Here is an 11855-nt window from a genome sequence, read left to right as displayed (position 1 = left end):
AATGGAAACGTTACCTCTTCATCATCAGCAATTTCTTAAAAAGCTCAACAATCAGCTATTTATCGTTCTGCTGCTTATGGTGGCGTGTTTTTTTACATGGAGCGAAAATGTAAACATTACACGAGCCATCAAGGTTGTCGGAAGAATGGGCGTGATGATCTCGTCTATTCTCATTTATTTTAAAATCATAAGGTACGGAAGCATTAATTCTTTAGAATACAAAAATATATTTTCGCCGATTTTATACATCTGCTATTTAATTTTAGGTTTTATATCATTTTCCTGGAGTACCAATCCGGGATTCAGCGCTTTGCAATGGTTTATGACCTTTCAGAGCTTTGTTTTTGCTTATTTTTTCGTAAAAAGTCTGAAAATCTTAGACGTTTATTTCGAAGGTCACAACATCAGACTCTACCATCTTCTGGGAAATACCGTTTTCGTTCTGCAACTGGTTTTCGTGATCGGGATGTGGGTCGCTCCGGATATATTTTTCCGGCTTACAGATGGTGGTGAAGAAGCCAGACTGGGCGGAACAATGATGAACCCGAATGAACTCGGAATGCTTGCCGGAGTGGGTTCTGCATGTCTTATTTTTGATCTGTACCGCTTTAAAAAGAAAGTCTGGACGATCATAAAAATCCTTGTCATTTTGTATGCTTTATTCATGACCGGATCGAGATCTTCTCTTATCGGATTTTTGCTGATCGTGTTCTTCCACATCAACCAGACCAAAAAGAAAACCCTGAAATTTGCCATTATTGCGCTTGTTGCCATGGTTGCACCTTTCGCAGTGTACAGCGTTATCCTGAAAGGCGGCGATCAGGAAAGGCTGGAAGAAATCATGAGTCTTACGGGAAGACTTCCGTTTTGGCAGGCTTTAATTACGGAAGGTTTACCCAGAGAACCGCTTTTAGGCTTTGGCTTTATGAGGATCGATTACAAAGAGTTTTTCCAGAGCGCCCATACGTATCCGGGAAAAATGACGCACAATACTTTTATGCAGGTTCTCATGAATCTTGGATTTATTGGGTTTACCATTGTTCTTTTTCAGGTGTTTTTTACCGTAAAATCCATATTGTCTGAACAGAAGGAACTAAAACTGATGCTCATTGGGATTCTTATTCCTATCGTGATCAATTCCTTTACAGAATTTGGAATCTTCGGGGAAAGTAATTATGGGATCATGTTCTATCAGATCATTATATTTTCCATTGCATTCCGAAACAACAATCATCTTACAAGGTTGCAGAAAATCATTCTTAAGAAAAAAAGACCGGAGTTACTGCCGGACTAAATTTCCACAGAACAGTATTTTTTCCATATTTTGGAATTTAAATTCAATTAAAAAAATTCATAACTGATTAATTATCAGTATTTTAATTTTTTGGCAGATATTTTTATACTATTTTGGTATATCAATAATCATCATGAAAACATTATTTAGAAATACAGGGTACAAATTGTTTACAAAACAGGAAGAGAACAGCAAGAAAATCTCTTTTTCGTACATCAAAAATCCTGACGGAACAGTAAGGTGGTTTTGGAACTCAGATTCCTCAAAGCCTTTATTTCTAAAATTTTACAATGCGGCTACTCCGAAAGCAAAACTTTTCGAGGTATTGGTAAAAATGGTTTTTGCGCTGCGTCTACAGAAAATTGTTTTTAAGAAAGAAGTTCTTTATTATGTAAAAAACAGTGAGCCGGTATTTAATATCGAAAATGACTGGGCTATTTTTACGGGAACTGTTGGTCCCAACAATAAGGCACTTCTGTTCAGCGGAGGATATTTTTACAAGATCGCGGAAACAGATTCTGCTAAAAAGCTGATTGCCACAGAAAGTAAAAACCTTAGAAAAATTATTTCTGGCAATGTATTGCAGGTTCCGGAAGCTTCCATGATTAATAAAAACATTCTTAAATTATCTGATATTTCAAAAGGCGGAATGCGTGAAAATTCTTTTACGAAAATTCATGCGGAAGCTTTGAAAATGATTTCCGTACATCATGAAAGAAGCGTGAAAATCTCGGAATGGAAGTATTTTCAAAGTGTAAAAGAACAGTTTTTAAACATTGAAGATGAAAGAATTCCGAAAAACATCCTCCGAAAGATAAAAGCGATCCTGAGACACACCAATGAAGACAAAAACATCGATGTTGCCTTTTCACACGGAGATTTCACCTCATGGAACTGCTACGTAAAGAATGAAAATCTGGCGGTTTACGACTGGGAACTGTCTTCCACAGAAAAACCGAAAGCGTTCGATTTCTTTCATTTTATCATTCAGAACGGAATTTTGATTCAGAAAAAAAGCTGGAAAGAAATTTATACAGAAATTGAAGAGAAAAATAAAATTACCTTCCGGTTCAGTGACGCAGAACTTCAGAAATATTTAAAATTTTATCTTCTGACGAACACATTGTCTTACCTTACCATTTATGCGGCACAGGAAGAATGGCATCTTCAGATTCACTGGCTGTTACAAACATGGAATGAAGCTTTAAATATCATTCTTAAAAACCATTCTACCGAAAGAGAACTGGTCATTTTAGATACTTTCGATGCGCTTTACCATACCGATTATGCGGCTTTGAAATTTCACAACGAAGAACCAGAAAAGCTGAAGCTGAATTCTGATATTGATCTGATTATTTCTTCTGATAACGCGCAGAAATTAGTCAGTTATTTATCCGGACACAGTCTCGTACAGAAAGTTTCAACGGTGAAGAAATCTTTTATGCAGACGGTAAGAATCGTTACGCTTCAAAACGAAATTCTTAATCTGGATCTTATTCATCAGGTGAAATGGAAGCATATACAGATCATGGAGGTTTCAAAAATCATTGAAAACAGAAGAAAAAACAGATTTGGTGTTTATAAAGTTTCAGAAAAAGACACTGCACGATTTATTGATCTGTTTTACAGCCTGAACGATGCAGAAATTCCTGAAACGTATGAGAAATTTGTTTCAGAACATTTAAAATCAAACAAAATAACCGACAGAGAACTTACCATTAAAACCCTGAAAATGAAAAACGAAAACAGAGGATTCAGTTATTTTAAAAATATTGTTCATTATTTAAAAGATTCGTTTGCAGAAAAAGGATTCATCATCACATTCAGCGGTGTGGACGGAGCCGGAAAATCTACCGTGATCTCGAAAGTTTCCGAACTTATTGAAAAACGTTACAGAAGACCTGTAAAAGTTCTGAGACACAGACCTTCCCTGCTTCCCATCCTGAGTGTATGGACAAAAGGAAAGGAAAAAGCACATGAGGACGCGGTAAATTCTTTACCCAGACAGGGAAACAACAAAAACTCCCTTTCTTCCTTATTAAGATTCGGATATTATTATACAGATTATATTTTAGGACAGTTTGTTATTTACACAAAATATGTTTTGAGGGGAAAAATAGTTTTATACGACAGGTATTATTTCGATTTTATTGCCGATGCAAGAAGAAGCAACATTCAGCTTCCGAAATCCGTAACGGAGACAGGATATCATTTCCTGATGAAGCCGGAATTCAACTTCTTCCTGTACGCCGCGCCTGAAAAAATACTTAGCAGAAAAAAAGAACTTTCGTATCACTCGATTTGCGACCTTACTTCAGAGTACAGTTCCCTTTTCTCTAAACTGGAGAGAAAGAACCAGAGAGTGAAGTACTTAGCAATCGAAAACAATGATCTTGATGTGACATTAGGAACGATCATGAACACAATAATCACAGAGAGATGAAAAAGCTTGTCGTAAAAATCATAAAACTAAGAAGTCCCTACTTTACTATAGATGATGATCTGAACTCCGGAGCGGTTCTGCAGTTTATCTGGATCCAGCTCTGGAGCATCATCAGAGGTTTCAGGATGCTTCTCTCTTTCAGAAATCCCAAAGGAATGCTTTTAGGCAAAAGAGTAAGTTTCTTTAATGTTTCTAAAATAAAATGGGGAAAGTTTCTGCGTCTGGGAAATGATGTGTATGTTTCTGCCCTTGCAAAACACGGAATTGAATTTGGAGACAATGTATCGATAGGCGCTTTCAGCAGAGTGATTGTTTCCACCTCTTTTAACAATATCGGAGAAAAAATAAAAATAGGAAACAATGTCGGGATCGGAGAATTTGCTTATCTGGGCGGTTCCGGAGGACTGGAAATCGGAGACGAATGCATCGTAGGACAATATCTGAGCTGTCACCCCGAAAATCATAATTATGAAGATCCTGAAACGTCAATCCGGCTTCAGGGCGTTAACAGAAAAGGAATTAAGATCGGGAAAAACTGTTGGATCGGCAGCAAAGTAACGATTCTGGACGGTGTGGAAATCGGAAACGGATGTATTCTGGCTGCAGGAAGTGTGATTACGAAATCTTTTCCGGACAACAGCATCATCGGCGGAGTTCCCGCTAAACTTTTAAAAACAAGAACCCATGAAAACCAATCAGACGATACTCGCAACGTGCTACGCCATCAATCCGTATAAAGGATCGGAAGATGCGATGGGATGGAATTTTGTGTATCAGATCGCCAGATTCCGTAAAGTTTTTGTAGTAACGAGAGAAAACAATAAAACACATATTGAAAAATACATGAAGGAAAATCCAGATCCGTTATATCAGAACATGAATTTCCTTTATTTTGATCTTCCCTACTGGATGCGTTTCTGGAAAAAAGGAGGTCGCGGTGCGCTTCTGTATTATTATCTATGGCAACGAGGCATTGTTTCATTTGTAAAAAAACAGAAGGTCGATTTTGACATTGCTCACAATGTGAATTTTCATAACGACTGGACGCCAAGTTTTTTATGGAAATTAAAAAAGCCTTTGGTTTGGGGACCTGTAGGACATCATCCTCTTATTCCTAAACAATATCTGAAAGATTATTCTCAAAAATATTTCCTTAAAGACCGTTTAACATGGATGGTGAAAAACTTTTTCTGGAAACTTTCGCCTTCCCTGAAAAAAACAGTTCAGCATTCTAATCACATCTGGTGCATGAACAGCGGAGTTTCGGAAAAGCTTAAAGTTAAAAAAGATCAGTATTCGCTTTATCCTTCCGTTGCTTCGGAAGATTTTTTTCAAAAAGATGAAGTGGCGGTAAAATCGGATTTTGCCGTAATCAGCGTAGGAAGATTTGTTCCGTTAAAAGGTTTTGATCTCACGATCCGTTCATTCATTCAGTTTATCAATGCGCTTTCAGCAGAAGAAAAAGCGAAATGTAAGTTAATTTTGGTGGGAACCGGCGAACAAAAGCAGTTTTACAAAGATATAATTCAGCAAAATAATGCTGAAAATTATATTGAAATCATTGAATGGATCGACCGCAGAGAACTGATGAAAATGTATGAACAAGCTTCTGTTTTTCTTTTTCCATCTCATGAAGGAGCAGGAATGGTTGTTCCGGAAGCACTTTCTTTCGGACTTCCGGTTGTCTGTCTTCAAAATGAAGGTCCCGGAGAATTTATTACCGAAAAATGCGGTTTTACTATTCCACAGCAGGAATATGATCAAACGGTAACGGAATTAAGCAATGCTTTAACGAAATTATTTTCAGACAAAGATCTTCAGCACAAAATGAGCATTGAAGCCAGAAAGCATTATCTCGACCGATTTTCCTGGGAAAAAAGAGGCGATCATCTCAATACAATCTATAACCAAATTTAGCCATGAAAAGAATTGTCTCTGTTCATCTTCTGAATGATTACAGCGGAAGCCCGAAAGTTCTGATGCAGCTTCTGAAATCCTGGACAAAAAACGGGATGGATGCGCATCTTTTTACTTCAGGCGGAAGAAAGGGTTTTTTGTCTGATATTCCCAGGGTGAAAAATCATCTGTTCTGGTATCGCTTTTCATCCAATGCGCTGATAAGAATTCTCAATTTCTTTCTGAGTCAGTTTTTTCTGATGATTAAATTGCTCTTTTTCCTGAAAAAAAGTGATGTTGTTTACATCAACACGGTTTTGCCTTTCGGGGCGGCAATTGCAGGAAAGCTGAGAGGCTGTAAGATTATTTATCATATCCACGAAACTTCGGTAAAGCCGAAACTATTTAAAAATTTTCTTTTCGGAACAGCAAAAATGACTGCCAATAAAATTGTTTTTGTTTCGGAATATCTTCTGAAACAGGAATCTTTAATTAACAATCAGGAATTGTTGTACAATGTTCTGGAAAGCGATTTTGCCGAGAAAGCAGACCGTTTCCGAAATATGGAAAAAGAAATTCCTGTGGTTTTAATGATCTGTTCTTTAAAAGTTTACAAAGGAGTTGACGAATTTCTGGAATTAGCCAAAAAAAATCCTTCTTACATTTTCAAACTTGTGGTGAATGCGACGGAAAAGGAAATTCAGGAGTATTTTAAAGGGAAGGAAATTCCAAAACAGCTTATAATTTATCCTACCCAAACGGATACGCATCCTTTTTATCAGGAAGCCAGCGTGATTCTTAATCTGTCTCACCCTGATCTTTGGGTGGAAACATTCGGACTTACGATTCTGGAAGGAATGCGTTACGGCTTACCTGCGATCGTTGCGCCTGTAGGAGGCGTTACAGAGCTTGTTGAAGACCATAAAAACGGTTTTTTAATCGATTCTAAACACACAAATGAACTTTCTGAAAAATTAAACTACATTTTGAACGATCCATCGGTCTATAAATCCTTCAGTGAGGCTTCTTACGAGAAAAGTCTTCTGTTTTCCGAGGCGTATTTTGAGAGAAAATCTCTGGGGATAATTTCCAATTTATAATCCATTTTCCAGATTATGGAAATCCGGCACACTTCTAATAAATTATAATTAACACATTTTCATTACGTTACATTATTTTACACAATTTGGAACACAAATGGTCATAATATGTTAAAATAAAATAATTATGAAGACAAAAGTAGCAATTATAGGAACGGTAGGTCTGCCTGCAAAATACGGAGGCTTTGAAACCTTAACGGCTCATCTTGTGGAAGAACTTTCCGATACCTACGATTTTACGGTATATTGCTCTTCAAAAAAATACAGTAAGGATGAAAGAATCGAAAGCTGGAAAGGGGCAAAACTGAAGTATCTTCCTTTAGACGCCAACGGAATCCAGAGTATTCCTTACGATACATGGTCTATTTTTCACGCTTTGTTCCGAAGTGATGTTCTTCTGATTTTAGGCGTTGCCGGAGCGTGGCTTTTACCACTAGTTAAATTATTCACCAATAAAAGAATTATTATTTCCATTGACGGAATTGAATGGAAAAGAGACAAATGGTCTGTTCCTGCAAAATTATATCTTTGGTGGGCGGAAAAACTGGCGGTAAAGTTTTCTCATATTGATATTTCGGATAACGAATCGATTCAGGATTATACTTCTGTACGCTATAAAACAATAAGCCGCGTTATTGAATACGGAGCGGATCATACGAAAATAAACCGTGTTCCGTCTCCTGAAAATCTTGAAAAATATCCTTTCCTGAATGAAGAATATGCGGTAAAAGTATGCAGAATTGAACCTGAAAATCATGTCCATACGATTTTAAAAGTATTCAGCACGCTTCCGGAGCGCAAGTTGGTTTTAGTCGGAAACTGGAAAAACAGCGAGTACGGAACAAATCTGAAAGAGCAGTATTCAGGATTTAAAAATATTCTCCTGCTCGATCCTATTTACGAACAGGAAACCATTGATCTGATCCGCGGAAATGCTTCTCTTTATATTCACGGTCATTCTGCGGGAGGAACCAATCCTTCGCTTGTGGAAGCGATGTTTTTAGGTCTGCCGATCATCAGCAACGGTGTTTCTTACAACAGAACGACAACCGAGAATCAGGCTTTTTATTTTTCGGATGAAAATGAACTTAAAAATATTCTGGAGAATTTAAGCAAAGAAGATCTGGAACTCTGCGCCGGAACAATGAAGAAAATTGCGGAAAGAAGATATACCTGGAAAAGAATCGCAAAAAAATACAGTCAGCTTATCGAAGAAACCTTTACTATCAGCAAGAAAACCAATGTTATGCCCAGAATCTCTGAAATTGATGAGGCAATTCTGAAAAAGTACAATGTAGAGCATCTTAAGCACATCAAACTATTCAATAACTCTAAATAAACTGCTAAAAAACGAGGCTATGAAAAACTTTGTAGAACTTTCTATGTACGGAATTCTTGCATTCATCCTTTCGATGTGCGTCATTCCGCTCATGAGAATGGTTGCCCAGAAAATTAAGCTGGTGGATGTTCCTAATGCAAGAAAAGTGCACCAGACTGCGATTCCGCTGATCGGAGGTCTTGTGATCGGGCTTGTTGTTTTTTTGCTTTTATGGATTTCTGATGACAAAAGCTGGAAAGATATTCTTCCGATCATCATTACTTCCTACATTATGCTTTTTGTGGGAACGCTGGATGATAAAACAGACATCAGAGCGATCTACAAGTTGGGAATCCAGATTTGTGTGAGCGTGATTATTGCTACTTCAGGCATCCGGATTACCACTCTTTACGGGCTTTTCGGAATCCATGAAATGAATGTTTATTTTCAGTATATTCTTACGGTACTTATTATTACAACGGCAGTAAATGCTTTTAATCTGATTGATGGGATTGACGGTTTGGCAGGAAGTGTTGCAGGTGTAGGTTTTGGTTTGTTTTTCGTTATTGCTTTAATTGAAGGACATTTCGGACTGGCAAGAATAGGACTGCTTTTCGTGGGAAGTATTGCTGCTTTTTTACGGTATAATTTTTCTTTGAAGAACAAAATTTTTCTGGGAAATTCGGGTTCTTTATTTCTGGGATATTTGTTAATTTGCCTTGGAATTTATATTACGAAATTCGACAGAGGTTCGGAAGAGTTTCCTTACGGTATTTTCTTTATTCTTTTTGTATTCACGATTCCTGTTATTGATTCTGTGAGAGTGTATGCGGATCGAATTTCGCGGGGAAAATCGCCATTCAAGGCAGATAAATCGCACATTCATCATCATCTTTTGCAGTTGGGATTGTCTCACAAAAGAATTACCTTAACTTTTGTAGCACTGAATATTGTAACCTTTATTGTTCAGTATGTGTTTTTCCCGAACTACTCTATTTATACAACGCTTATTTCATTCTTTGTCTTTATATTCATCTTTAAAATTATTAAAGTGCTGAATCTTTTCCTTACGTGGAAAAAGAATATTAAAGACATGGAAAATTCATAAAACCAAATTTTGATGTAAAAAATTATTATTTCGCCCTTATTTACCCTTAATAAAAAGAATACTCCGAACAGTAATTGTCCGGAGTATTTGTATTTATCTGCTTAAACTGATGTAAAGTTTAACTGAATTTGTCTTATTAATTCAGCTTGAAAAAGAAAAATGCAACTGCCGCCCATTCTTTTTTAATTCCGCTTGCATAACCGATGGTGGAATGACTGCCGTTTTCTACCGTTCCGTTATCTTTAATATAACCAATGGTTGAATGGCTGCTGTTTTCCACGGTTCCGTCCTTTTTTACGTAGCCTACGGTAGAACCGCTTTTGTTCTGTATAGTACCATCACTTTTAATATAACCGATGGTAGAATGGCTGCTGTTTTCGATAGTTCCGTTGCTTGTAATATAACCTACTGTGGAATGGCTGCTGTTTTCAATGGTTCCGTTGCTTTTGATGTATCCTGCTGTACTGCGGCTTCCCGATTCTATGGTTTGTGCACTTAAAAGAGATAAGTTAAACAAAACAGCACAAACGAATAGTGTTTTTTTCATGGTTTTAAAATTTTTAATTTTCCGAAATATAGGAAGTTTTTATTGAAAATGAAATACCACAGGAAAAAACGCACTGTAAATAAAAATACGAGTTTTAGTTTAAGATTTTTTTATCTTCCTGAAGGTGATTGATATCCTTCTCTTTCTTGGGATTGCAGTATTTTGCCATTGATCGTTTTTTACGGCTTTGATCCCGTGTTTCCAGAGGTATCTTGCGTCTCCGCTGAGTAGAAGAATGCTTCGGGGATTCAGTATTATTTCATGTTTTTCCGAATCTTTTGAAAACTGCATCACGCAGGAAGAAAGTAAGCTTACGGAAACTATTATGTCTTCAAAGCAAGGTACACAGTCTATATGGTTTGATATTCCCTGTCCCGGTTCGTATTCGTTGATGATGACCTGATCAAAAGACTGTTCTATATTAAAAGTTGTTTTAATCTTTTTTTCTAATGTAAGAAGCCAATCCGGAAGTTCACCTTTTCTTGAGTCCTGACTGATGTTTTTCTTTTTGTAGTCGTAAATATAACCGTAATGCTGAACTCTTCTCTTCAGACTGCTGTCCCACTCTTCTTTTTCAATCTGTGAAAGAATTGCTACTTCTTCGTCTGTACTTAAAAAATCTTCCTTATAATAAAGACCTTTAATTATCTTATTCTCCATCTTCAATGGTTAAAATATATTGTAAAAAATCTGTAAAATCTTTATAAACCGGTTTGTATCCCGACTCCAATTCAGTAGAAACCCAGATTGAATTTTCATTTTCCTGTGTAGCGTGATATCCGTAAAAAATTATCTCATCATGATGATCCTGATAATGATCTGCCAATAAATAGATGTCTGCATCATTCAGTAACGGAGAGGTCAAAAGACTTGGATTCAGCCAGTCGTCAAAACCGCAAATACCAACATCAAAACCGTCTCCATAAATATTGCAGCCTCCATATTGACTTAAAAAATAAAAATAAGCATGGTCTTTTATAAATGCTGCCTGCTTCATGATTTCCAGAGTTTCTTCTTCCCAGAGATTTTCTATTCTTTCTTTATTTAAAGTTTCGAGCCTGTATTTTGAAGCGATTTGCTGCATGAGGTTGTCGACTTCGATAATTTTTTTTATCATAAATATTTTCAGAAATTAACCAATATGTATTAAATTTAAGTTCAAAAATTTTTCTGTTTTACTTTTATCAACATTTGCTTTTAAAATACCTGTAAACTCATTAATTTTTTAATCACAAAGAAATACAATCTATTAATTTTCAATAATTTAATATATTTTCAAAATACAGGATAGATTCTTACCGCATATTTCTTCATTTAAACTCCTGAATAACAAAGGAATTTATTTTATTTTCCCTGTAAAAGTCAGCAAGAAATTCATTATACTCTTCTGAATTTGTAAAAATTAATAGGTTTTGGAATTCCTTATCCTCAATAACAGACATTGCCCAATAAATTTCCTGTCCGATAAATCTGTCGACATCCTTCTGTTTTCCATCTGCAAATAAAGCATTAAGAGAACTTATTAAGCCTGCATTCATCGAATTGTATTCAAGAGGTTTCTTAAAAAAATCTGTAACAAGGCTGCAAATAAACTCATAGTATTTCTTTCTTAAAAATAATCTTTTATCGCCGTCGTTGTTTGTAAATTCGTAAGTTTCTTCATTAATTCCTTCAATGATAAAGCTGACAATATCGTTCTCTTTTTTATAGCGAATATACCATTCCCGATATTCTTCGTTTGTTTTATTTTTTAGAAGATGCTTTATAGTCCAGTTATTCTCTATAATACAAATTGCCCAGTAGAAAGGCATTTCAGTAGTTATAATATAAACATCGTGATAATCTTCCAGTGTATTTAATAGATTTAAAAAATGTCTGTGAAACCCGTTTTCCGGCAACGGCTCTTCAAAAAAGTCTTTAATTGTTGCACAGACGAGTTTGTAATATTTTCTTCTGAGAAAAACAGATTCATTACCAAATTCGTCGGTGTAAATGTATTGGTCTTCCATGGTTATTATTGGATTATGTAAAGTATTTCAAAAGTCTGCAGAGAAAAAGTCTTCGATTTTTTTAACTTATGTGCTCTTTTTGTTCACTTAAGTATTAAACGTAAGAAATTTAAAACAATCTAAAATACATTATGAAATTA

At 36.0% G+C, this 11855-nt stretch carries 11 protein-coding genes; 7 read left to right on the top strand and 4 right to left on the bottom strand.

What is annotated here, in order from left to right:
• The first annotated feature begins 1 nt into the window (after position 1).
• From B0E34_RS12005 to B0E34_RS11975, 7 genes are all read left to right on the top strand, one after another.
• On the top strand, positions 2–1294 hold the full coding sequence (locus tag B0E34_RS12005) for an O-antigen ligase family protein (RefSeq protein WP_087709734.1): 1293 nt from the start codon (positions 2–4) through the stop codon (positions 1292–1294).
• A gap of 133 nt (positions 1295–1427) precedes the next feature.
• A complete protein-coding gene (locus B0E34_RS12000) occupies positions 1428–3737 on the top strand; it encodes a nucleoside/nucleotide kinase family protein (protein ID WP_087709732.1) in 2310 nt (769 codons plus the stop codon).
• A complete protein-coding gene (locus B0E34_RS11995; RefSeq protein ID WP_087709730.1) occupies positions 3734–4474 on the top strand; it encodes an acyltransferase in 741 nt (246 codons plus the stop codon). Before B0E34_RS12000 ends, B0E34_RS11995 begins: the two co-directional genes overlap by 4 nt.
• The gene (locus B0E34_RS11990; RefSeq protein ID WP_087709729.1) at positions 4422–5654 is read left to right on the top strand and encodes a glycosyltransferase family 4 protein; all 1233 of its coding nucleotides are present in this window, start codon (positions 4422–4424) and stop codon (positions 5652–5654) included. Before B0E34_RS11995 ends, B0E34_RS11990 begins: the two co-directional genes overlap by 53 nt.
• A 2-nt stretch (positions 5655–5656) precedes the next feature.
• Complete coding sequence (locus B0E34_RS11985; RefSeq protein WP_087709727.1) at positions 5657–6733, top strand: glycosyltransferase family 4 protein; 1077 nt, start codon at positions 5657–5659, stop codon at positions 6731–6733.
• A 127-nt stretch (positions 6734–6860) separates the two neighbouring features.
• Positions 6861–8072, top strand: coding sequence for a DUF1972 domain-containing protein (locus B0E34_RS11980; RefSeq protein ID WP_165762982.1), 1212 nt, complete (start codon positions 6861–6863; stop codon positions 8070–8072).
• A 19-nt stretch (positions 8073–8091) separates the two neighbouring features.
• Positions 8092–9159, top strand: a complete 1068-nt coding sequence (locus B0E34_RS11975) for a glycosyltransferase family 4 protein (RefSeq protein WP_087709723.1) — start codon at positions 8092–8094, stop codon at positions 9157–9159.
• A 136-nt stretch (positions 9160–9295) separates the two neighbouring features.
• Here the strand turns inward: B0E34_RS11975 and B0E34_RS11970 are convergent, their stop codons facing one another.
• From B0E34_RS11970 to B0E34_RS11955, 4 genes are all read right to left on the bottom strand, one after another.
• Positions 9296–9706 carry a 5-fold beta-flower protein gene (locus B0E34_RS11970; protein WP_087709721.1) on the bottom strand — a complete coding sequence of 137 codons (411 nt, stop codon included), beginning with the start codon at positions 9704–9706 and terminating at the stop codon, positions 9296–9298.
• A 99-nt stretch (positions 9707–9805) separates the two neighbouring features.
• Positions 9806–10366 carry an alpha-ketoglutarate-dependent dioxygenase AlkB gene (locus tag B0E34_RS11965; protein WP_087709719.1) on the bottom strand — a complete coding sequence of 187 codons (561 nt, stop codon included), beginning with the start codon at positions 10364–10366 and terminating at the stop codon, positions 9806–9808.
• Positions 10356–10823, bottom strand: coding sequence for a hypothetical protein (locus B0E34_RS11960; RefSeq protein WP_087709717.1), 468 nt, complete (start codon positions 10821–10823; stop codon positions 10356–10358). Before B0E34_RS11960 ends, B0E34_RS11965 begins: the two co-directional genes overlap by 11 nt.
• Positions 10824–11016: 193 nt before the next feature.
• Positions 11017–11715, bottom strand: coding sequence for a hypothetical protein (locus B0E34_RS11955; RefSeq protein ID WP_087709715.1), 699 nt, complete (start codon positions 11713–11715; stop codon positions 11017–11019).
• Positions 11716–11855: the final 140 nt, after the last annotated feature.

Source organism: Chryseobacterium mucoviscidosis, assembly GCF_002177115.1.
In the GTDB taxonomy this organism is placed as follows: domain Bacteria; phylum Bacteroidota; class Bacteroidia; order Flavobacteriales; family Weeksellaceae; genus Chryseobacterium; species Chryseobacterium mucoviscidosis.
Note: the sequence above shows the minus strand (reverse complement) of the source record. Positions and strands in the feature narration are given on the sequence as shown.

Excerpts from the sequence above, each read along its gene's own strand:
- B0E34_RS11980 (WP_165762982.1), top strand. The coding sequence starts at position 6,861 with ATGAAGACAAAAGTAGCAATTATAGGAACGGTAGGTCTGCCTGCAAAA.
- B0E34_RS12000 (WP_087709732.1), top strand. The coding sequence starts at position 1,428 with ATGAAAACATTATTTAGAAATACAGGGTACAAATTGTTTACAAAACAG.
- B0E34_RS11970 (WP_087709721.1), bottom strand. The coding sequence starts at position 9,706 with ATGAAAAAAACACTATTCGTTTGTGCTGTTTTGTTTAACTTATCTCTT.
- B0E34_RS11985 (WP_087709727.1), top strand. The coding sequence starts at position 5,657 with ATGAAAAGAATTGTCTCTGTTCATCTTCTGAATGATTACAGCGGAAGC.
- B0E34_RS11965 (WP_087709719.1), bottom strand. The coding sequence starts at position 10,366 with ATGGAGAATAAGATAATTAAAGGTCTTTATTATAAGGAAGATTTTTTA.
- B0E34_RS11955 (WP_087709715.1), bottom strand. The coding sequence starts at position 11,715 with ATGGAAGACCAATACATTTACACCGACGAATTTGGTAATGAATCTGTT.
- B0E34_RS11995 (WP_087709730.1), top strand. The coding sequence starts at position 3,734 with ATGAAAAAGCTTGTCGTAAAAATCATAAAACTAAGAAGTCCCTACTTT.
- B0E34_RS11975 (WP_087709723.1), top strand. The coding sequence starts at position 8,092 with ATGAAAAACTTTGTAGAACTTTCTATGTACGGAATTCTTGCATTCATC.
- B0E34_RS11960 (WP_087709717.1), bottom strand. The coding sequence starts at position 10,823 with ATGATAAAAAAAATTATCGAAGTCGACAACCTCATGCAGCAAATCGCT.
- B0E34_RS11990 (WP_087709729.1), top strand. The coding sequence starts at position 4,422 with ATGAAAACCAATCAGACGATACTCGCAACGTGCTACGCCATCAATCCG.
- B0E34_RS12005 (WP_087709734.1), top strand. The coding sequence starts at position 2 with ATGGAAACGTTACCTCTTCATCATCAGCAATTTCTTAAAAAGCTCAAC.